The organism is Amycolatopsis lexingtonensis, from assembly GCF_014873755.1.
Taxonomy (GTDB): domain Bacteria; phylum Actinomycetota; class Actinomycetes; order Mycobacteriales; family Pseudonocardiaceae; genus Amycolatopsis; species Amycolatopsis lexingtonensis.
In genome coordinates this window covers 606,334-627,607 of sequence record NZ_JADBEG010000001.1, presented here as the reverse complement: position 1 = coordinate 627,607, position 21,274 = coordinate 606,334, and the positions used below count along the sequence as shown (strand labels likewise).

The 21,274-nt window shown below is 72.5% G+C and carries 18 protein-coding genes; 10 read left to right on the top strand and 8 right to left on the bottom strand.

Annotated elements, in window-relative coordinates; translation table 11 throughout:
* Window positions 1-48: 48 nt before the first annotated feature.
* Both H4696_RS02915 and H4696_RS02910 read right to left on the bottom strand, forming a co-directional pair.
* Window positions 49-1,437, bottom strand: coding sequence for an MFS transporter (locus H4696_RS02915; RefSeq protein WP_086856083.1), 1,389 nt, complete (start codon window positions 1,435-1,437; stop codon window positions 49-51).
* Complete coding sequence (locus H4696_RS02910; RefSeq protein WP_192782029.1) at window positions 1,434-3,428, bottom strand: MMPL family transporter; 1,995 nt, start codon at window positions 3,426-3,428, stop codon at window positions 1,434-1,436. The genes H4696_RS02915 and H4696_RS02910 overlap by 4 nt, the downstream gene beginning before the upstream one ends.
* Window positions 3,429-3,678: 250 nt before the next feature.
* On the opposite strand from H4696_RS02910, the gene H4696_RS02905 reads away from it, so the two are divergent.
* The 7 genes from H4696_RS02905 (at window position 3,679) to H4696_RS02875 (ending at window position 11,003) form a co-directional block, all read left to right on the top strand.
* Window positions 3,679-4,914 carry a PucR-like N-terminal domain-containing protein gene (locus H4696_RS02905; protein WP_086861240.1) on the top strand — a complete coding sequence of 412 codons (1,236 nt, stop codon included), beginning with the start codon at window positions 3,679-3,681 and terminating at the stop codon, window positions 4,912-4,914.
* A gap of 52 nt (window positions 4,915-4,966) precedes the next feature.
* The gene (locus H4696_RS02900) at window positions 4,967-6,016 is read left to right on the top strand and encodes an aldose epimerase family protein (RefSeq protein ID WP_249027032.1); all 1,050 of its coding nucleotides are present in this window, start codon (window positions 4,967-4,969) and stop codon (window positions 6,014-6,016) included.
* Between the two features lie 68 nt (window positions 6,017-6,084).
* Window positions 6,085-6,789, top strand: coding sequence for a transporter substrate-binding domain-containing protein (locus tag H4696_RS02895; protein WP_086861244.1), 705 nt, complete (start codon window positions 6,085-6,087; stop codon window positions 6,787-6,789).
* A 197-nt stretch (window positions 6,790-6,986) separates the two neighbouring features.
* On the top strand, window positions 6,987-7,193 hold the full coding sequence (locus H4696_RS02890; protein ID WP_086861248.1) for a hypothetical protein: 207 nt from the start codon (window positions 6,987-6,989) through the stop codon (window positions 7,191-7,193).
* A gap of 122 nt (window positions 7,194-7,315) precedes the next feature.
* A complete protein-coding gene (locus H4696_RS02885) occupies window positions 7,316-8,908 on the top strand; it encodes an AMP-binding protein (RefSeq protein WP_086861249.1) in 1,593 nt (530 codons plus the stop codon).
* A gap of 318 nt (window positions 8,909-9,226) precedes the next feature.
* Window positions 9,227-10,321: a J domain-containing protein gene (locus tag H4696_RS02880; protein WP_086864191.1), complete on the top strand. Its 1,095-nt coding sequence runs from the start codon at window positions 9,227-9,229 to the stop codon at window positions 10,319-10,321.
* Window positions 10,322-10,397: 76 nt separating this feature from the next.
* A complete protein-coding gene (locus H4696_RS02875; protein WP_086864180.1) occupies window positions 10,398-11,003 on the top strand; it encodes a LysE family translocator in 606 nt (201 codons plus the stop codon).
* A 46-nt stretch (window positions 11,004-11,049) separates the two neighbouring features.
* Here the strand turns inward: H4696_RS02875 and H4696_RS02870 are convergent, their stop codons facing one another.
* Complete coding sequence (locus tag H4696_RS02870; RefSeq protein ID WP_086864181.1) at window positions 11,050-13,521, bottom strand: M14 family zinc carboxypeptidase; 2,472 nt, start codon at window positions 13,519-13,521, stop codon at window positions 11,050-11,052.
* A gap of 199 nt (window positions 13,522-13,720) precedes the next feature.
* Here H4696_RS02870 and H4696_RS02865 point away from each other — a divergent pair, with 199 nt between their 5' ends.
* The gene (locus H4696_RS02865) at window positions 13,721-14,374 is read left to right on the top strand and encodes a DUF998 domain-containing protein (RefSeq protein ID WP_192782028.1); all 654 of its coding nucleotides are present in this window, start codon (window positions 13,721-13,723) and stop codon (window positions 14,372-14,374) included.
* Here H4696_RS02865 and H4696_RS02860 read toward each other — a convergent pair.
* On the bottom strand, window positions 14,371-14,919 hold the full coding sequence (locus H4696_RS02860; RefSeq protein ID WP_086864183.1) for an ester cyclase: 549 nt from the start codon (window positions 14,917-14,919) through the stop codon (window positions 14,371-14,373). The genes H4696_RS02865 and H4696_RS02860 overlap by 4 nt on opposite strands.
* A 74-nt stretch (window positions 14,920-14,993) precedes the next feature.
* Here H4696_RS02860 and H4696_RS02855 point away from each other — a divergent pair, with 74 nt between their 5' ends.
* Together H4696_RS02855 and H4696_RS02850 are read left to right on the top strand one after the other, a co-directional pair.
* Window positions 14,994-16,298 carry a cytochrome P450 gene (locus H4696_RS02855; RefSeq protein ID WP_086864184.1) on the top strand — a complete coding sequence of 435 codons (1,305 nt, stop codon included), beginning with the start codon at window positions 14,994-14,996 and terminating at the stop codon, window positions 16,296-16,298.
* On the top strand, window positions 16,295-16,936 hold the full coding sequence (locus tag H4696_RS02850; RefSeq protein WP_249027194.1) for a TetR/AcrR family transcriptional regulator C-terminal domain-containing protein: 642 nt from the start codon (window positions 16,295-16,297) through the stop codon (window positions 16,934-16,936). The genes H4696_RS02855 and H4696_RS02850 overlap by 4 nt, the downstream gene beginning before the upstream one ends.
* On the opposite strand, the gene H4696_RS02845 is transcribed toward H4696_RS02850, so the two are convergent.
* From H4696_RS02845 to H4696_RS02830, 4 genes are all read right to left on the bottom strand, one after another.
* A complete protein-coding gene (locus H4696_RS02845) occupies window positions 16,933-17,586 on the bottom strand; it encodes a GTP pyrophosphokinase (RefSeq protein WP_086864185.1) in 654 nt (217 codons plus the stop codon). The two genes, H4696_RS02850 and H4696_RS02845, sit on opposite strands and share 4 nt — an antisense overlap.
* 174 nt (window positions 17,587-17,760) lie before the next feature.
* A complete protein-coding gene (locus H4696_RS02840) occupies window positions 17,761-19,038 on the bottom strand; it encodes a hypothetical protein (protein ID WP_086864186.1) in 1,278 nt (425 codons plus the stop codon).
* Between the two features lie 98 nt (window positions 19,039-19,136).
* On the bottom strand, window positions 19,137-20,012 hold the full coding sequence (locus tag H4696_RS02835) for an LLM class F420-dependent oxidoreductase (protein ID WP_086864187.1): 876 nt from the start codon (window positions 20,010-20,012) through the stop codon (window positions 19,137-19,139).
* A 67-nt stretch (window positions 20,013-20,079) separates the two neighbouring features.
* Window positions 20,080-21,201, bottom strand: coding sequence for an adenosylhomocysteinase (locus H4696_RS02830; RefSeq protein WP_086864188.1), 1,122 nt, complete (start codon window positions 21,199-21,201; stop codon window positions 20,080-20,082).
* Window positions 21,202-21,274: the final 73 nt, after the last annotated feature.

Sequence of the window (21,274 nt, the reverse complement as noted above, 5' to 3'; positions counted from 1 at the left end):
CCGTGCGGTTGTCAATCGGCGGTTCCCGGATGCTCACCGGGAAACGGGTTACGGGACCGCGCGTTTGTCACGCGGCGACGAGGTATCGGCGGAACGGGTCTTCGCCACGCGCACGGCCAGCAGCGCGCCGGCGAACGTCAGCGCGGCCGCGGCGAGCAGGCCGGCGGTGTAGCCACCGGCCAGCGCCACCGGGGGCGCGGCACCCGCGCCGAGCCGCACCGCGCGCACCGCCGTCAGCACCGCGCCGATCAGCGCGACGCCGAGCGCGCTCGACAGCTCCCGGGCGGCGGTGAGCAATCCGGACGCCGTGCCGGAATGCCGCTCCGCCACGACGTCCAGCGCGTGCGACGTCATCGGCACGGTGAAGGCCGACCCCGCGCCGATCAGGACCAGCCCGGGCACCCGCGGCCAGATCTCCGGGATCCGGTTGACCGCGGCGAGGGCCAGCAGCCCGGCCCCGACCACGGCGAGCCCGCCCGCTACCGTCCGAAGTGGACAGTGGCGGGCGACGGCCCGCGGCACCAGCGGCGTCGCGGCGATGACCGCCACCGCGACCAGGACCAGCGGCAGGCCGGCCCCGACCGGACCGAGCCCGAGGAACTCCTGGTGCAGCAACGGCGTGAAGAAGAAGATCCCGGAAATTCCCAGTCCCCACAGCAGTTGCAGGCCGAGCGAGCCGGTGAACACGCGGTTGCCGGTCAGCGCCGCCGGGACCAGCCGGTCCCGCGCCCGCCGCTCCCGGACGGCGAACACCATGCCGACCACGGCCCCCGCGGCGAGCAGCGGGAGCGCGAACCGGGGTTCGGCCAGCGCGGTGGTGAGCAGCACCAGGCTCGCCGTCACCAGGACCATCGCCGCGAGTGGCGGTGCGCGGGTCGCGCCGTCGGTGCGGCCGGGTGCCGTGGTCGCCGGCAGCAGCACGAACATCGCCGCCACGAACGGGAGGTTGACGAAGAAGATCCAGGCCCAGCCCAGGGAAGCGCTCAGGATCCCGCCGAGCGCGGGGCCGAGCGCCAGCGCCGCCGCGAGGCACGCGGTCCAGACCGCCGCGCCGAGCGTCCGGCCCCGCGCGTCGAGGTTCGTGCGCAGCAAGCTCAGCAGGCCGGGCACCAGGAACGCGGCCGCCACGCCCTGCAGCACGCGGGCGGCGACCAGCAGCCACAGCGACCCGGCCAGCCCGCCGGCGGCCGCGCCGGAGCCGAACGCGAGCAGTGCGGCGGACAAGGTCCGGCGGGGTCCCCAGCGGTCCACCAGCGCGCCCCCGGCCGGCAGCAATCCGGCGAACGGGAGCATGTAGCCGAGCGCGATCCACTGCAGCGCACCGAGGTCGAGCGCGAGGTCGCGGCCGATCGACGGCGCCCCGGCGGCGACGATGGTGTTGTCGAGCGTGGTGACGAACGCGCCGAGCGCGAGCAGCAGGAGCGTCGGCCGCCTCATCGCACGCTCCCGGCCAGCTCACGGGTGCGGACGCGGCGCCGGCGCGGGAACCACCAGTTCGCGGCGCCGAGGCGGGCCATCACCGCGGGCACGAGCACGCACCGCACGACGATCGCGTCCAGCAGCACGGCGACGGTCAGCCCGACGCCCGCTTCCCGCACGACCCGGGCGTCGACGAAGGCGAACGACACGAACACCAGCGCCATGATCAGCGCGGCCGCGGTGATGGTCCGGCCGGTCGCCGCGACGCCGTCGACGACCGCGGCCCGGGTGTCGCCGTGGCGGCGCCAGGCTTCCTGGATGCGCGCGATGAGGAAGACCTCGTAGTCCATCGACAGCCCGAACAGCCCGGCGAACAGGAACACCGGCAGGTACGGCTCGATCGGGGCGCCGAAGGTGTGGACCACCGCGCCCGTCGTCGCGGCCGCCGTCAGCAGGTTCATCACCGCCGCCGTCAGCGGGATCAGCACACTGCGGAACACCCAGGCGAGCAGCAGGACCGAGATGCCTACGACGCTGACCAGGAACACCGGCAGCCGCGCGGTGATCGCCGCCGAGAAGTCGGCCTGGGTCGCGACGAGCCCGCCGACGTGCGCGTCCGGGCCGCCGATCGTCGCCGCCATGGTCCGCGTCCAGGTCAGCAGCTCGGTGGTGGCCGGGTCGCCGGGCGCGGTCCGCGGGACCACGGTGAGCAGCCAGCCACCACCCGGCAGCGCGGCCGGCGGGCCGGCGTCGGCGCGGGCGAGCACCGCCTCCCGCAGCGTGCCCAGCGAGGCGTCGCCGGTGCCCACCACCAGCAGCGGGGCGCCGGCGCCGGGACCGAACCCGTCGGCCAGCAGCTCGGCGCCGGTCCGGGTGATGCTGCCGGGCGGGTCCTGCGCGGCGTCCGGCACGCCGAGCCGCAGCCCGGTCATCGGCAGCGCGAGCACGGCCACGACCAGCACCGCCGCCAGCGTGTACGGCCCGGGCCGCGCGGTCACCGAGCGCGCGAGCCGGGCCCAGCGGCCGCCGTTCCCCGCCGGCTTGACGCGCATCCGGGCGGCGGCGGGCCGCAGCAACGCGGGCAGCAGCGTCAGCGCGGCGAACGCGGTCAGCAGCACCGAAACCGCGGCGGCCACGGCGATCCCGTCGAGGAACGGCATGCCGACGGTCAGCAGCCCGGCCAGCGAGACGCACACGGTGACGCCGGCGAAGACCACGCTGCGACCGGACGTCGCCGCGGCGGCGGCCAGCGCGGCCGCCGGTGACGCGCCGTCCCCGCGGCCCTGCCGGTAGCGGGTCAGCACGAACAGCGCGTAGTCGACGCCGACGCCGAGCCCCAGCAGGGCGGCGATCTCGGTGCTGATCTTCGGGACGGTCATGACGTGCGAGAGCAGCGTGACGGCGGCCAGCGCGCAGCCCACCGAGACCGCCGCGGTGAGCACCGGCAGCAGCACGCAGGTCAGCGAGCCGAAGGTCACCAGCAGCACCAGCGCCGCGGCGAGCAGGCCGATCCCGGCGTTGCCCAGATCCGGCGCGGCCGCCGTCATCGCGGCGAGCTCGCCGGCCGCCCCGGCGGTCAGCCCGCGGGCGTCGCGGACGACGGCGGCCAGCGCGTCGGCCGTCCCCTGCCCCAGGTCGGCGGCCGGCGCGTCGAACCGCACGGTGAGCACGGCGGTCCGCCGATCGGCCGACACCGCGCCGGGGGTGACCGCGACGACGTGCGGGAGCGCCGCCAGCCGGGCGGCAAAGTCGTCGAGCCGGGCCCGGCCGGTGCCGGTGTCGATCGGGCTGTCCGGCGTGCGGGCGACGACCCGTTCCTCGGCACCGCCGGCACCGCTGCCGCGCAGCAGGTTCGCCGCCGCGGTGCTGTCCGCGGCGGGCAGGTCGATCGTGTCGCGGAAGGCCGCGCCGGTGTGCAGCGCGGCGGAACCGAGGCCCCCCAACGCCAGCAGCCACAGCACGACGACCGCACCGGCGCGGCGGGAGCACCACGATACGAGCGTCGTCATCCGGCCTCCTCGGTTGATCACGCTAACAACCAGGAAGGGCGCGAAGATACCGTCCCGGAGCACAAATCGCGGACCGGAAACCCTTGTGCCCGTGAGTGTTCCGCCGTTTGTCGGACAGGTGACAATAGTGGCCGCCGCCATTGGTCTCCACGTGACAGAACCCGGTCGCGCGGCAGGACCGGCGGTTGCCAACTTCAATTCCGTGTGAGTACATGACCTCCGCGCACCGGTGCCGGAAAGGGGTTGTGGCATGACGACGACCACTCAGATGATCCCGTTCCCCCGGGGCACCGGCCGCGCCCGCCAGCTGTGGTGCTCACTGCCGACGGAGGTCGCGCGGCGGTTCCGGCCGCACGCCGACCCGCTCGCCCGGCGGATCCTCGAGGAGGTTCAGCGGGCCGTGCCCGAGTACGCCAAGCCCCTCGAAGGCGAGTTCGGCAAGGTGATCGTGCTCGCGATCGAGCAGGCGGTGCTCAGCTGCATCGACAGCATCGAGGATCTTCCGTCCACACAGGACGATTGGGCGAGCTTGTTCGTGGAGGTCGGCAAACGCGTCCACCACGACGGTGGCAGCGTCAACTCCCTGCAGGCCGCCTACCGCGCGGGCGGGCGCGCGGCGTGGCGGTACATCGCGGAACTCGGGCAGGCGCACCGCTTCCCGGCCGCGGTGCTCTGCATCGGCGCGGAGGCGATTTTCGCTTACGTGGACGAGATTTCGGCGTATTCGGTCGAGGGGTACACGCTGGCGCAGGCGATGGCGGCGGGCACGCTCGAACGCCGTCGCCGCAGGTTGCTCGAACTGCTGCTCGCCACCCCGCCGTCGTCGCCGTCGACGCTCGCCACGATGGCCGAAGCCGCGCGGTGGCCGATGCCGGAGCAGGTCGTGGTCATCGCGCTCGAGCCGTGGACCGGACCGCACCCGCCGCCGTCACCGCGGTTCGCCGACGACGTGCTGATCGATCTCGACGGCGCCGAGCCCTGCGTGCTGACCCCGCACCCGGACCGCGACCTGCTCGGCCTCGAAGGCCGCCTGCCCGGCCGGCGCGCGGCGGTCGGCCCCCGCGTCCGCCCGGCCGACGCGGCGACGTCGGCGCGGTGGGCCCGCCGCACGCTCGACCTGGCCCGCCGCGGCCTGACCGGCGACCACCCGGTGACGCACACGGCCGACCACCTCGCGACGCACTGGCTGCTGCTCGACCGGTTTCTGCTGGACGAGCTGTCGGCCAAGGTCCTCGCGCCGTTCGCGGACCTGACGGCGAAGCAGCAGACCCGGCTGGCCGAGACACTGCTGTGCTGGCTGGAGCACAACGGGAGCACCCCGGAGATCGCGCAGGCGCTGGGGATCCACCCCCAGACGGTCCGCTACCGGGTGAGTCAGCTGACCGAACTGTTCGGCGACCAACTGGCGGATCCGGCGCGGCGCCTGGAGATCCAGATGGCGTTGCGCGCCCACCAGTTGCTGGGGACGCGCGCCTCGGGCTCTTGACCACATACCGCGCGCGATCCTAGAGTTCCAGCACGGTGTTAGCGTTAACAGCGTGCTGGAGGGCGTCCCGATGACCGCACCCGTTCCCGAGTTCTTCGGCCGCGCCGGCGAAACGGACGTCCACCGCTACACCCTGACCCGCCCCGGCGGCCTCACCGTCCGGATCCTCGACTACGGCGCGGTGATCCAGTCGATCGAGGCCCCGGACCGCGACGGCGAGTACCGCGACGTCGTCCTCGGCTACCCGGACCTGTACGGCTACGTCGCGAACAACCACCCGGACGCGGCGAGGGTTTTCCTGGGCGCGGCGATCGGCCGCTTCGCCAACCGCATCGCCGGCGGCACGTTCACCCTCGACGGTGTCCGGCACCGGGTGCCGCAGAACGACGGCAAGAACAGCCTCCACGGCGGCCCGGCCGGCTTCGACACGCGGGTGTGGTCCGCGACCCCGTTCCCGGACGGCCTCCGCCTGACTCTGACCAGCCCGGACGGCGACCAGGGCTACCCCGGCCGGCTCGCGGCCGAAGTGACGTACCGCTTGACTTCGTCCGGCCTGCACATGACCTACCGCGCGACGACCGACGCGCCGACGGTCGTCAACCTGACCAACCACACGTACTGGAACCTGGCGGGCGCAGGGGAGGTTTATGACCACCGGCTGGAGATCGCGGCGAGCCGGTATTGCCCCACCGACGCCGCCTTGATCCCCCTCGGCTCCCCGGTCGATGTGGCGGACACGCCGTTCGACTTCCGCCGCCCGTCCCCGATCGGCGCCCGCATCGCTGCGGCCGACCCCCAGCTGGCTCTCGCCGATGGTTACGACCACAACTGGGTGCTGGACGCCGATTCGCCATTTGCCGCGCGGGCTTGGGACCCGGCGTCCGGCCGCCTGCTCACGGTGCGAACGACGGAGCCGGGCCTGCAGTTCTATTCGGGCAACCACCTGCCCTCGCGCGGGGCGGGGTTCGCGCTGGAGGCCCAGCACTTCCCGGACTCGCCGAACCGGCCGGACTTCCCGAGCACGGTCCTGCGGCCGGGAGAGGTGTACCACCAGGAGACGGTGTACGACCTGAGCACGGCGGACGGGCTGCCGAAGGGGTGAGCGGTGGCCGGTGGCGTGAACAACACTTCGCCGACGGGTGCCGAGGTGCGGGGTTACCCTCGCCGGTCATGGGAGATCTTTCCGCCGACCTCGCGCCCACCGGTGTGCTGCGTGCCGCCATCAACCTCGGCAATCCGGTGCTCGCGCACGGGACCGCGGCCGAGCCCGGCGGGGTCACCGTCGATATCGCGCGCGAGGTGGGTGCACGGCTGGGCGTCGAGGTGGAACTCTTGTGCTTCGACGCCGCGCGGAAGTCGTTCGAGGCGCTGACCTCAGGGGCGGCCGACCTCTGCTTCCTGGCGATCGAACCGGCGCGCGCGGCCGAGGTGGCTTTCACCGCGCCCTACGTCGTCATCGAAGGCGTGTACGTCGTTCCGGACGGCTCGCCGGTCCGCTCCCCCGCCGACGTCGACCGGCCGGGCGTGCGGGTCGGGGTCAAGCAGGGGTCGGCGTACGACCTCTACCTGACCCGGACGCTCTCGCACGCGACGATCGTCCGCGGCGAGGACGGCGTCGTCGCCTTCGAAGAGCAGGGCCTGGAGGTGGCCGCCGGGATCCGGCAGCCGATGACGGCCTACGTGGCCGCACACCCCGGGACTCGGGTCGTCGAGGAGCGGTTCATGCAGATCCAACAGGCGGCGGGGACCACGCCGGGCCGCCGTCCCGAGACCATCGGGTTCCTGCGCGACCTGGTCGAGGAACTGAAGGCGAACGGCTTCGTCGCCGACGCCCTGCGCCGCGCCGACCAGGCCGACGCGACGGTCGCCGGCTGAGCCGGCCGCCGTTGTCCGGACGTTGATGTCCGGTCCCCTCGCCCCGGCGCCGGACAACCGCCGTGCGTTACACCTGAAGATCATCTGCCTCGCTGCGGATGACCACGGGCTCGACCACGAGGGGACGAACACCATGAAGCGCCTGCCCGCACTCGCGATGACCATGCTCGTCTGCGCCGACATCACCTGCGGCCCGGGTGGCGCCGCCTTTCGCGGCCGGGGCCGGGCACGCTGACCGGGGCCTCGCCGTGCACCGGATTTCGGTGCACCGGGTGCTCACCCGGCTTTCGGTGGAACCGGCCGCGCCGGGGAAGCCGGTGCGGATCCGCGAGGTGCTGACGGAGGTGACCGTGACAGCAGCTTTCGTGACGCAGGGCGAGCTCACCGCCGCCCAGCGCCCTTAGCGCGACTGCGCCCCGGCATCGATCATCCGTTGCCGCCGTCATCGATGCGCTATTGCGCCTTCTCGACGGTCGCAACGAGTGCTACGTTCCTCGTGGTGCAGGTCGAGACCCGAGGGGCTGCGATGAGGTTTACTCCCAGCGCTCACACCGACTCGTTCTGCCGCGACCGGCTGCCACCCGCCGAGCAGTGGCCGCGGCTGGTGTTCGACCTGCCGGAGCTGCGCTACCCGGACCGCCTCAACGCCGCGACCGCGCTGCTCGACGACACCGCCGCCCGCCTCGGCGCGGACTGGCCCTGCCTGCGTTCACCGCACGAGACGTGGTCATACGGCGAGGTGCTGGCGCGCGCCAACCGGATCGCGCACGTGCTCACCGCCGAACTCGGCGTCGTGCCGGGGAACCGGGTGCTGCTGCGCGGAACCAACACGCCGTGGCTCGCCGCGTGCTGGCTCGGTGTCCTCAAGGCCGGAGCCGTCGCCGTCACGACCATGCCGATGCTGCGCCGCCACGAACTGGACAAGATCGTCGATCGCGCCCGCCCGAGCGTCGCCCTCTGCGACGAGCGCCTGCTCGACGAACTGCCGCCCGGCCTGCCCACGGTCTCCTACGGCACCGAAACAGCCGAACTGGCCGGCCGCTGCGCCCGGCACCCGGCGACTTTCGAAGACGTGCCGACCGCCGCCGACGACGTCGCCCTGCTCGCCTTCACCTCCGGCACCACCGGGACACCGAAGGCGACCATGCACTTCCACCGCGACCTGCTCGCCATCGCCGACACGTTCTCCCGGCACGTCGTGCGCCCCACCGCGGACGACGTGTTCTGCGGGACGCCGCCGCTGGCGTTCACCTTCGGCCTGGGCGGCCTGCTGGTGTTCCCGCTGCACGCCGGCGCGTCCGTGCTCCTGCTGGAGCGCGCGACGCCCAAGGAGCTCGCCGCGGCCGTCGCCGAACACGCCGTCACCGTGCTGTTCACCGCGCCGACCGCCTACCGCGCGATCCTCGGCTCCGGCGACGGCCCGCTGCTGGCCGGCGTCCGCCGCGCCGTCTCCGCCGGCGAAGCGCTGCCCGAAGCCGTCGCCGAGCGGTACCGCGAGGTCACCGGCCGGCCGCTGATCGACGGCATCGGCAGCACGGAACTGCTGCACGTGTTCATCTCCGCGGCCGACGACGACGTCCGCCCCGGCCGCACCGGCAAGGTCGTGCCCGGGTTCCGCGCCGCCGTCCTCGACCTCGACGGCGCGCCCGTGCCCGACGGGACCCCCGGCCGGCTCGCGGTCCAGGGCCCGACCGGGTGCCGCTACCTCGAAGACCCGCGGCAGGCCGACTACGTCCGCGACGGCTGGAACATCACTGGCGACACCTACGTGCGCGAGCCCGATGGCTACTTCCGGTTCGTGGCGCGCAGCGACGACATGATCGTCTCCTCCGGTTACAACATCGCGGCTCCCGAAGTCGAAGAAGTGCTGCTCACGCACCCGGACGTCGAAGAGTGCGCGGTCGTCGGCACGCCCGACCCGGACCGGGGCTCGGTCGTGACGGCCTTCGTCGTGCTGCGGCCCGGCACGGCCCCAGGCCCGGACGTCGTGCACGCCCTCCAGGAGCACGCCAAAGCCGTTGCGGCGCCGTACAAGTACCCGCGGCGGGTGCGGTTCATCGACGCGCTGCCGCGCAACGCCAGCGGGAAGCTCCAGCGATTCCTGCTACGCGAGCGCTGACGGGGGTGACGGGCCCGCTGCCGAGGTGGGGTGGCGGTGGGCCCGTCACGTCTGTGGGGTGTCGAGGACATGCCTCCATGCTAGCCGATTATTCGAACAGGTGTTCGCGTCTGTTCAGGTGAACTCCGATCACGAAAAGTCACCAGAACCTGCCCTTTCTCGGCCGTTACAACACTTCCGGGCGACAACCAGTCCTCAATGGACAGTCACGGAGCAGGTTCGCGGGACCGTCACCCTGGCGTGCCGTGGAGCCGGTGGCCGGCCCCGGAAGCCGACCCCATAAAGTCTTCGCGCAGCCATCCGGAGGTGACCGCCAGCGTGCCCGAGGTCGACTACTACGAGGTGCTCGGCGTCCGCCGGGACGCGACGGCGTCCGACGTCAAAACGGCCTATCGCAGGCTGGCCAAGACCATGCACCCGGACGGCGGCGGCACGGTCGGCACGTTCCGGCTGCTGCGCGAGGCCTACGACGTCCTGAGCGACCCCGTCAGCCGCGCCCGCTACGACTCCGGCGGCGCGAAAGTCGTGCCCGTCCCGGTCCGCCCGCGGCCACGGCGCCGCTTCGGCGACGAGCCCGGGTTCGTCCCCGACCTGCCCGACCTCGACGCCGAAGACCTGAGCTGGTGGCACTTCGCCGGCGAGGACACCCGGATGCGGCACGGCCGCCGCCGCGGGCCGGGGCACACGCCGGTCGTCGCCGCGATGGCCGGGATGGTGCTCGTGCTGCTGCCGCTGGTCACCGGGGTCGGGTTCTCGCCGCCGGTGCTCATCGTGTGGCTGCTGCTGACCGCGGGCACGGCGCTGCTCGTCCAGCGGCTGGCGCGCGGCTACCTGCGCGCCGCACGGGCCCGCGAGGCCTACGCCGAGGAGTTCGGCGGCCGCACCGTCTTCGGCGCGCCCGGCACCGAGCGCGACGAGCTGGCCGAGCGCCTCACCGCCGAGCTGCTCGAGGCCTACCTGACCCGCCTCCCGGGCGCCCGCATCTTCCACGGCCTCGCCTGGCCGGGCTCGGTGTTCGCGGACGTCGACCACGCGGTGCTGTGCGGCAAGCGGCTGGTGCTCATCGAGTCCAAGCTCTGGCTGCCGGGCCACTACGAGACCGCCGAAGACGGGCGCCTGCTGCGCAACGGGCGGCCGTTCCGCGGCGGCGGGAGCCGGCTCGCCGAGAGCCTCGCGGCCTACCGCGACCTGCTGCCGGGCGTGGCCCTGCGCGGCGCGATGATCGTGTACCCGAGCCGCAGCGGCGACCTGACCACGGCCGACCCCGGCGACTGGGCGGCGGCGCCGATGACCCCGGAGGAGTTCCTCCACGAGATCGGCGAGTGGCTGGCGGCCGATCCGTCCACTGTGGACCACGAGGCGCTGCGGACGGTCCGCGACCAGGTCGTCGGCGGCGGCGGCCGCGCGGCGTGACCGTCTTGAATGACTCATTCAGGTCTTCGGAGGTCCTGAACGACTCATTCAAGACCTGCCCGGGCGAACCGGCACCGTGAGCCCGGCCGCCACGCTGGGCACCGTCCTGCTCGCCTACCTGCCCGCCGCGATCTCCCCCGGCCCCAACTTCGTCCTCATCGCCCACACCGCGGCCGCCGGGACCCGCAAAGCCGCGCTCGCCGTCGCGCTCGGGGTCGTCGCCGCGGGCGGTGTCCTGGCCGCCGTCGCCGTCTTCGGGCTGGGCACCGTCCTCGCCCACCACCCCTGGCTCGCCACGGCGCTCCGTGTCGTCTGCGGCGCCTACCTGGCCTGGCTCGGCCTCCGCCTCTGGCTCACCGCCAACGCACCGGAAACGGCCCCGCCCGAAGCCCGCGGCAACGCGTTCCGCCGCGGCGTCGTCAGCAACCTCACCAACCCGAAGGCCGCGGCGTTCTTCGGCAGCGTCCTCACCGCGACGCTGCCGCCCACCGAACCCACCGCCGTCAAGGCCGCCGCCGTCGCGCTGATCGTCGCCGCCTCGGCGGCCTGGCACCTCGGTGTGGCGCTGCTGTTCTCCTCCCCCGCCACCCAGCGCTGGTACGCCCGCGCGAAACCGGCCCTCAACCGCGTCGTGGGCACGATCCTCGTCGTCCTCGGCGCCGCCCTCGCCCTGACGCCGTGAAGGCCTCCCCGTGCGAGCGAGGAGGCCTTCACGAACCCTGCGAGAACTACCGGACGCCGCCCGAGGCGCGCTGCTTCTGCGCGTGCGCGGAGCGGGTGCAGACCTCGCCGACGTCGACCGTCTGGCCGCGGTCGACGAAGACGTCCGCCACGCCGACGAGCTTGCCGTTCGGCGACGAGCACGTCAGCTGGTAGGCCTCCTTCGTCCCGTACGTCGGCGGGGTCGGCGACGCGAACGACACGTCCCCGGTCCAGTCGTCGACGGCGTTCGGGTCGGCCTGGTCGTAGTTGACCACCACGGCCTTGTAGTCACCGGCCGGCGGGTCGAACAGCACGGCGTGCTCGGACGTCGTGCCGCCGTTCGCCGACGAGCTGACCAGGTTGCCGGCCGCGTCGTAGATGAACAGGTCCCAGTCGGTCGCGCTGTTCGCCCAGTTGATGTTGACGCTGAACTTCCCGTTGTCGACCTTCGGCAGGCCGTCGACGTGGAAGGTGAACGAGTCGCCCGCCGGGTCGGCCGGGTAGTTCTGGTTGATCGGCGGCACCCCGGCCGGGTTGGTGACCGCGAAGCCCTGCTGCGCCGGGCCCTGCGGGTCGCGCCCGTACCGGCCGGCCACGTACGGCCGCGTCGACGGGTTGACCGACCACGCGAAGCGCCCGCCGGTGGCGGTGAACTTCGAGTTCAGGTCGTCGGTGATGTAGATCGGCGGCTTGGTGGAGCCGTCGGGCTGGATCACCGGCGACGTCGGCGTCTGGAACGTCTTGTGCAGCTTGAGCTGGTAGTTCTTCGGCGCCGAGCCGATCAGCGTCGAGTGCTGCTGCGGGTCGGCCGCGTTGCCAAGCATGTCCAGGAACGCCTGGCGGTTGCCGCCCTTGCCGGCGCCGGCCGCCGGGGCGAGGCCCGCGTACTCGGCCACGACGCTGTCGGCGTAGGGGCCGTGGAAGCCGTTGCCGCCGACCTCGATCGTGAAGCCCCAGCCCGCGGTGGCCCAGTACGACCAGTCCTCGGTGGTGCCGGTCGTGTCGTAGAGCGCCCAGCTCGGCTCGCTCGTGTAGCCGTTGCGCGAGGCCAGCTTGTCGCCGAGGGCCTTGTACTGCGGCTCCTCCAGCGGCGGGCGGACGTCGGCCACGCCCGGCGGGCGCAGCACCAGCGCGGCGACGGTGTGCATCGTCAGCAGGTTCGTCACCTGGCGCGAGGACACGATCGAGCGCACGTTGCGCACCTCGGGCTCGCTGAACGGCGCGGACCCGCGGAAGGTGTCGCCGCTCCAGTTCAGCTCGGCGCCGTTGCCACCCCAGAAGCCGCCGTAGTTGCGGTTCGGGTCGGTGCCGCGGACGCGCCCGCCCGGGTTCGCCTTGCACACGCCGGTCGCGAACTGCGCCGGCGAGTCGTTGACGTTGCAGTTCTTGCGCTTCATCTCGTAGTCGAACCGCGTGAAGTCACCCTTCGGCTCGGCCTCGCGGGAGATCTCGAAGCCGTCGGGGTTGATGATCGGCACGACGATGTTGCGCGTCTTGCTCACCAGCCCGCGGATGGCGGCGTCGTGCGAGTAGCCGTTGACCAGCTCGTAGGCCCATTCCATGACGTGCTCGCCGGCCGGCCACTCCCGGGCGTGGTGCACGCCCATGGTGAAGTTGACCGGCTTGCCGTCGGTCAGGTTCTTGACGTCGGTGGCGATTTCGACGCCGACGACGTCGCGGCCTTCCCACGTCGATTCCGGCATGGTGAACGCCGAGACCAGGCTCGGGTTCTTGCGGGCGAGCTCCTTGAGCTCGTAGTTGTACTCGTAGAGGTGCCGGTAGCTGGTCCGCCCGGACGGCAGCGCCGAAGCGGCGGTCTTCGCGGCGTACTCGCGGTCGCTCTTGGCGTCCTGGACCGACTTGGCCGACAAGTCCGCCTCGAGCACCTTGGACTTGAAGCCGCTGCCGGCGAGCGTCTTGCGGTCGGCGTCGTTCGCCAGCACGACCTCGACGCCGGTCGCGTCGCCCTTCTCGGTGACGTCGAGGCCGAGGCCGGTGAGCTTGTTCTTGTCGGCGCGGGTCGGCGTCTCGACGCGGACGAGCTCCGCGCGCTGCGGCGCCGCGGCGGTCCCGGTCGGCGTGCCCTGCGGGGTCAGCGCGAGGAAGTCGACGCCGAGCTGGGCCTGCCCGGCCGAGCCGCCGTAGCGGCAGCCCTGGACGACGAGCTCTTGGCCCTTCTTCACGAAGCTCTCGGCAAGTTCGTGGGTGCGCAACGCCGTCGAAGCGGCGACGACGGCACCGGTCGCCTTGTCGAAAACGGCGACGTCCCAGTCGCCTTCGGTGCCCGGGGTCGCCTTGAGCCGGGCCTGGACGAGACCGTCCACGGTGGACGTGAGCTCGCGGCGATCGGTGCCCGCGGTGCCCTTGGGCAGCACTTTCGCGAAGCACGAGCGGGGTACGGACCTGTCGGCGCGCAGGATGTTCTGCGCCGCACCGGCGGTACCGGTGGGTAGCGCGACGAACGTTCCGGCCAGTGCGACGGCCGAAGCCAGCAACACCAGCCGTCTTGGTGAATTCCCCACAGGAAAAGCCTCCTTGACCGAGGGCCCGGCACGGCGGACGTACCGGTAGCGGGTGACCATAATGGAGGAAAACCGGCTGCGGTAACCGCCGTAAGTCGTACAGCCTTCAGCCCGTACGGCTGCCCCGAAGGACCTTTCACCGGGAGTTCAACCGGTGGTCGGCTACTGTCGGTCCATGGTCACGGTCCCTGCGCGACGGGTGTCGGTCGCGGTCTCGCTCAGCGGCCTGGCCGCGTTGGCCATCGGCGCCGGCCTGGTGCTGTTGCTGCAGGTCATCCCGCCGACCGACGCGATCAGCCCGACCCGCCGCACGATCAGCGAATACGGCCTGTCGGACCACAAGTGGGTGTTCGACCTCGCGGTGATCCTGGTGGCACTGGGCTCGGCCGCGGGACTGGCGGTGCTGGGCAGGCAACGCAGGCTGCCCGTGCCGGCGGCACTGCTGGGTACATTGTGGACGGTCGGGTTGCTGGTCATCGTGGCGTTCCCGAAGCCGGACTGGGCCACGGTCTCCCGCGCCGACTTCGGCGGGACGCTGCACCGGATCGCGAGCGTGGTGGCCTTCGTGGCGTTGCCGCTGGCGGTGCTGGTCGCGGCGCGCACGGCGTTCCCGGCGTCACCCGGCCGCCGCTGGCTGGCGCGTGTGCTGGCGATCCTTTCGCTGGGGTGGTTCGCGGTGATCCTGGGCGCGGTGGTGGTGGCCGCGGCCGAGGACGGGCGGTGGTGGACGCTGATCCCGCTGGGACTGGTGGAACGCGGGATGGCGCTGACGGAGCTGCTCGCGCTGGGCGTGCTGCTGGCGCCGGTCAGGTCCGGACCACCCGCTTAGAGCTGCGGTTCCACGGTGTTCACGAGCCTCGGGTCGGGCTCCCCGCCGGACATCTTCAGGAATCCCCGCGCCACCCGTGCCAGCAGCGGCCAGTTCTTCGGCTTCTTCTTGTCCACCCCGGCGACCAGCTGCTTGAGCATCGACAGCGTGTCGAAGTAGATCCGCTCGCAGACGAGCTTTTCCGCCGCGTCGAACACGAAATAGGCCGTCATCCGCACCCGGAAGCGCGAACCCGTCGCCGGGACCGGGCCCAGCGGACCCAGGTGCGTGCCCAGCAGCCAGAACTCCACGATGACCGCGTCCGCGCTGTGGCGCAGCGCGATCAGCTCGTGGTGCTGGTCGGGGAACGCCGTGCGCGTGTCGTGGTAGTAGCCGCGGACGGCGCCGTCGCCGTCGTGGACCGTCATCGTCGCGATGACCTCGTAGTGCGGGTGGGGGAACGTCGACAAGGTCGCGTCCCAGTCCTGGGCGACCTCGTCGCGGAAGTGGTCGAGCACCAGCTTCTGCCGGGCCGCGAGGACTTCGGGGGCGGGGATCGGCTGCATCGTGGCTCCGTATCTACGGTGTAGGTATTCGACGATAACCTACACTGTAGGCACGCCGAAAGAAGGGGGAAGCCGTGCTCGCAGGAGCTCTGGCCCACGCCAAACCCGTCGTCCGGTGGAGCCTCGGGCACGCGCTGCCCCGGACCGTGCTGCGCCGCGAGGCCAAGCGCGGCGACCTGCAGGGGCGGATGGTGGTCGCCGCCGCCGACGGGCGGGATCTGACCGGGCTGTTCGAGGAGATCCGCGCCGCCGGGCCGCTGGCGCGCACCCGGTTCGGCTGGATGACCACCACGCACGCCGCGGTCCGGGAAGTGCTCTCCAGCGAGGACTTCCGCGTCGGCGTGATCGGCGCCGACGGCTCCCCGCTCGGCCGGCTGGTCGAATGGTCCGCGGGCGAGCACCTGCACCCGGTGCGGCCGCCGTCGCTGCTCGCCGTCAACCCGCCCGAGCACACCCGCTACCGCAAGCTCGTCACCGGCGTGTTCACCGCGCGCGCCGTCGAGCAGCTGCGCGGCCGCGTGCAGGAGATCGCCGACGGCCTGCTCGACGGGCTCGACCCGCACCGTCCGCTCGACCTCGTCGAGTCCTACTGCGGGCTGCTGCCGGTGACCGTGATCAGCGAGATCCTCGGCGTGCCGCCGTCCGACCTCGGCAAGGTGCTGGCCCTGGGTTCGGCGGCCGCGCCCAGCCTCGACCTCGGCCTGGGCTGGCGGACGTTCCGCCACGTCGAGACCGCGCTGGGCGAGTTCGACGCCTGGCTCGGCGAGCACCTCGACCACCTGCGCCGGCACCCTGGCAAGGACCTGTTCAGCAAGCTCGTCGCGGCCCGCGACGACGGCGTCGGCCTCACCGAGACGGAGCTGAAGTCGACCGCCGGCCTGGTGCTGGCGGCCGGGTTCGAGACGACGGTCAACCTGCTCGGCAGCGGTATCGCGCTGCTCGCGGGCGATCCCGGGCAGCTCGCCGTGCTGCGCGAACGTCCCGAGCTGTGGGGCAACGCCGTCGAGGAGGTGCTGCGGTACGACCCGCCGGTGCTGCTGACCGGGCGCCTCGCGACGCGCGCGACCGAGATCGCCGGGGTGCCGCTGCCGCGCGGCGCGCTGGTGACCACCGTGCTGGCCGGCGCGAACCGCGACCCGAGCGTGTTCGCCGACCCGGCCGTCTTCGACGTCACCCGGGAACGGGCGCGCGACCACGTGGCGTTCGGCGCCGGCCGCCACCACTGCCTGGGCGCGTCGCTGGCGCGCATGGAGGGCGAGATCGGGTTGCGCACGATCTTCGAGCGGTTCCCCGATCTGCGTGTGCTGCCCGGCGGCCGCCGCCGGTCGACGCGGATCCTGCGCGGCTACGAAACCCTGCCCGCGGTGCTCACGCCGTGACGACCCGGCGCGGACGGCCGCCCAAGGAGGCCGGTGGCCTGTCCCGGGACCGGATCCTGCGGGAAGCACTCGCCCTGGTCGACGAAGAGGGCCTGGACGCGGTCAGCATGCGCAAGCTCGCGCGGCGGCTCGGCGTCGACCCGATGAGCCTGTACAACCACGTCGACGGCAAGGACGCGCTGCTCGACGGGGTCGCCGAGGTGCTGCTCGCGGCGATCCCGGCACCCCCGCCGGGAGACCTGCGGGAGACGATGTCCGCGCTGGCGCACGGTTTCCGGGACGCGATGCTCGGGCACCCGCGGGCGGCGCCGCTCGTGCTCACCCGCCAGCTCGCGTCGATGACGGCGCTGGCGCCGGTCGAGGCCGTGCTCGGGCCGCTACTCGCGGCGGGTTTCCCACCGGATCGGGCGGTGCACGGGCTGCGGGCGGTCCTGGCGTTCCTCATCGGCACGCTGATGCGGGAGGTCGAAGCCGCGCCGACGTTCAGCAGGACCGGCGACCCGGGGCGGCTCGCGGACCTCTCGGCGTCCGGCCTGCCCGCCGTTTCCGCGGCGGCGCCGTACCTCGCGGTGTGCGACCACGAAGCGGAGTTCGAATTCGGGCTGCGGATCCTGCTCGACGCCCTCAGCGAGCCCTAGCGGATCCGTTCGTGCAACGCGGCCATCCGCGCGTCGAGGTCGGCCGCCGTCCTGGCCGCCGCCGACAGCTCGCCCGCGAAGTCCGGCGGGACGCGGTCGCGGTACTTGTACGACAGCTTGTGCTCGACGGCCGCCCAGAAGTCCATCGCGATGGTGCGCAGCTGGACCTCGACCTTGACCTTTTCGACGCGGTCCGACAGGAACACCGGGATGCGGACGATGAGGTGCAGGCTGCGGTAGCCGTTCGCCTTCGGTTGAGCGATGTAGTCCTTGGTGCGCAGCAGCTCGACGTCGTCCTGCGCGGTGAGCATCCGGGCGACTTCGTAGACGTCGGACACGAACGGGCACACGACGCGGATCCCGGCGATGTCGTCGAGCGCGCCGGCGGCGGACACCCAGTCGCTGCCGAGGCCGCGGCGGTGCACCTTTTCCTTGATCGCTTCGGGCCGCTTGACCCGGCTGGTGATGTGCTCGATCGGGTCGTGCTGGTGGACGAAGTCGAACTCCTCGCTGAGGATGCGCAGCTTCGTCATCAGCTCTTCGATGGCGAACTTGTACATCAGGAGGAACCGCGGGAGCTGCCCGGCGACGGCGAGCTCGTCGGCCGCCTCACGCAGGGAAGCGTCCTCGGCCGCCGGGTCGGTGGTCACTGAAGCCTCGTGCTGTCGTCGGTCGCTTGCGGGCGCCAGGGTACTGCGCTCTGGTTTGAGAACGATCGGCGACGGGCCGGAGTTCCCGCGTGTCACCGGTTCGGGGGACTTCGGGGTCTCCGGGTGGCGGAGGGTGAGCACCGGCCCGCCGCCGGTGCTCACCCTCCGGGTCTTCTACTTGCCCGCGGTCGCGGTGGCCGTGGCTGTGTCCGTTGCCTTGGCCGCTTGGGCCGCGACGCACTTCTCGGCGGCCGCGGCGCTCTGCTCGGCCGCCTGGGCCTTGCCCTTCTGGTGGGCCTTGCCCTTCTGGTCGGCGGCCATGCCCTGCTGCTCGGCTGCCTTGCCCTGCTGCTCGGCCGCGCCCTTCTGCTCGGCGGCCATGCCCTGCTGGTCGGCCATGCCCTGCTGCTCGGCTGCCTTGCCCTGCTGCTCGGCCGCGCCCTTCTGCTCGGCGGCCATGCCCTGCTGGTCGGCCATGCCCTGCTGGTCGGCGGTGGCCTGGGTGACGCAGTCGAGGATCGCCGCGCAGTCCTGCGCGGAGACCTCGTTCTGGGCGGCCGCGTCCTGCTGGTCGGCCGCGCCGTTCTGCTTGGCCATGCCGTTCTGGCCCGCCATGCCCTGCTGGTCGGCCATGCCGTTCTGGTTCGCCATGCCGTTCTGGTCGGCCATGCCCTGCTGGTTCGCCATGCCGTTCTGCTCGGCCATGCCGTTCTGGCCCGCCATACCTTGCTGGTCGGCCATGCCGTCGGCACCGGCGGCCTGCGCTACGCACTTCTCGACCACCGCACAGGCTTGGGCGGCCGCGGCGTTCTGGTCGGCGGCGTTCTGCTTCTCGGCCGCCTTGGCCGCGGCCTTGCCTTTCTGCTTGGCCTTGCCCTGCTGATCGGCCATGCCGTTCTGCTCGGCCGCCATACCGTTCTCGTCGGCCGCCATGCCCTGCTGATCGGCCGCGCCGTTCTGCTCGGCCGCCATGCCGTTCTGGTCGGCCATGCCCTGCTGCCCGGCCATGCCGTTCCCGTCGGCGGCCATGCCGTTCTCGGCGGCCTTGCCCTTCTTCTCCGCCTTGCCGTTCCCGGCCATGCCCTTCTGCTCGACCGCCGCCGCCTGGTCCGCCGCTCCGGCCACCGCCGCGCACTCGGCCGCAGCCGCGTTGGCCGCTACCTTCGCTTCACACCCAGCGGCCTCCCGCCGCTGTTCGATCTGCTGGACCACCGCCTGGCGGTTGGCGATGCGGGCCGCCGATTGGGCGTCCGGGGCGGCTTGCTGGCCCGCGATGAAGGTCAGGTTGTTCTGCAGCGCCGTGCCCAGACCACTGCAGTTCTCGGTCGCCGCATTGCTCGCCGGGCTGCTCAGGGCGATCGCCGTCGCGGTCGCCCCCGCGACTCCCAGCAGCGCGACCAGCCCGATCGTCGCCGGTTTGCGGTGTCGTCCGGTACTGCGCGTGTGGGGCATCAGCCCCTCCTCTCGGGTCGCCACCTCACCCAGTCACACGGCGGAAGCGGCCGAGTGGTTCACGGCGATCGGAAAACGACCCGAGAGTCCTTTATGGACTAACCCAGCGAAGCCAGCTGCGGCACCGCCGGCGCCATGTCCTCGATCCACGCCGACGGCGAGCCCGTCGTCGGGGTGATGATCGCCGTCTGGATGCCCAGCTTCGCGTAGTCCGCCATCGAACGGACGAAGTCGTCGCGGGTCTCCGGGGTCGGGCGCGGGTTGTTGGCCAGGACCGTCTTGCGGATCGTGGCGTAGTCGCGGCCGACGTCGTCGCAGTGGCGGCGCAGCACGTCCAGCTTGTGCGCCACGTCCTCCGGCGACGAGCCGAACAGGTTGCACGCGTCGCCGTACTGGGCGACCAGGCGGAGGGTCTTGCGCTCGCCCGAGCCACCGATCAGGATGTTCGGGCGGTGGAGCGGCTGCGGCGAACACAGGGTCTCCGCCAGCTGGTAGTGCTTGCCCTCGAACGGGCCGTTGGCCGCCGGATCCCACATCTGGCCGCAGATGCGCAGCGTTTCCTCCAGGCGCTCGAAGCGCTCGGCGACCGGCGGGAACGGGACGCCCATCCCCCGGTGCTCGCGCTCGAACCAGGCCGCGCCGATGCCGAGGGCCGCGCGGCCGCCGGAAAGGACGTCGAGGGTCGTGACGATCTTCGCGAGCAGGCCCGGGTGGCGGTAGGTCACGCCCGTGACCAGCAGGCCGAGCTCGATGCGGGACGTGTGCGCGGCGAGGTAGCCGAGCGTCGTGTAGCCCTCCAGCATGTGCGACTCGGCGGGGAGGCCGGTGGGTTCGATCTGGAAGTAGTGGTCCATGAAGGACAACCAGGTCGCACCGGCCTCCTCCGCCGCGGCGCCCACCCGGGCGAGCTCGCCGGCGATGGCGGCGGGCCCGCCGTCGATGTCGAAGATGGGCAGGTGGAAACCGAGTTCCATGGGGTGTTCTCCTGACGTGCGGTCGAAGTGACCCCACGTTAGGTCCTGGAGCGCGCTCCAGGTCAAGCTAGCTCAGCCGCGCCACCAGGTCCGTCGCGATCCGGTGCTCCACCGGGGCCGGGACCGGCTGGACGCCCGGCGCGAGCCCGCCCGCCACCGCCGCCAGGCTGCGGACCTGCAGCGTGAGGCCCAGATCCATGGCCTGGATCGAGTTGCCGGTGGCCGCCGTCAGGTTGAGCATCCGGCCCTGGTCGAGGACGACGACCTCGCGGCCGTCGGCCAGCACGTGCCCGGTGCGGCGGCCCGGCGCGCCGTACTCGACCGTGCGGACCGTCGCCGCCCGCAGGGCCGCCGCGTCGATCTCCCAGGCGAAGTGCCCGACACCCGCGATCAGCGCGCCATCGGGCAGGGCCGCCAGTTCCTCGGCACCGACGACGCCAGGAGCGCCCGTCGCCGTGAAGACCGCCTGTGCGTCAGCCAGGACTTCGGTCGAAGAGCCGACGCGGTGACCGTCCAAAATGGCCTGCAGCGCCCGCATCGGATCCGGTTCGCACACCGCGACGCGCGCGCCGAGGCGGGACAGCGTGTCCGCGACGCCCTTGCCGCACGGGCCGTAGCCGAGCACCGCCGCGCGCATCCCCGGCACCATCAGGTTGGTGGCGTTGAGGAATCCCTGCACGACGCTCTGCCCGACGCCGAATTCGTTCTCCACCAGCAGTTTCAGCCGCGAGTCGTTGATCACGACGATCGGGTGCGCGACGCGCTCCTCCCGCAGCCGGACGCCGCCGGTCGTCGTCTCCTCGGTGCCGCCGAGCCAGCCGGACGGCGCGCCGGAGCGCAGCAGCGAAAGCGTCAGGTCGGCGCCGTTGTCGAGGGTGAGGTCGGGCTCGCACGCGAGCACCCGGGCGACGTTGCGGGCGTGGTCGGCCTCGTCGTCGGCCCGGCGGGTGTGCACCGCCACCCCGAGGTCCCGCAGCGCCGCGGCGACGTCGTCGTGGGTGGTGCCGGGCGAGCCCGTCAGGGTGACCTCGACCCCGGCACGGGCGAGCAGCGTGACCAGCGCCGCCGTCTTGGGCTCGACGTGCAGGCACATCGCCAGGCGCCGCCCGGCGAGCAGGGGCGCGGCTTCCTCGACGGCGGTGGCGGTCAGCGGCATGTGCTCGAGCGCCCAGCGCACGGATGAAGACATGGTTTTCCTTACGGTTGAGGGAAGAAAGGGGTTCCGGAGCGGGGAACACCTCAACCGTAGAAATCACAGCGGT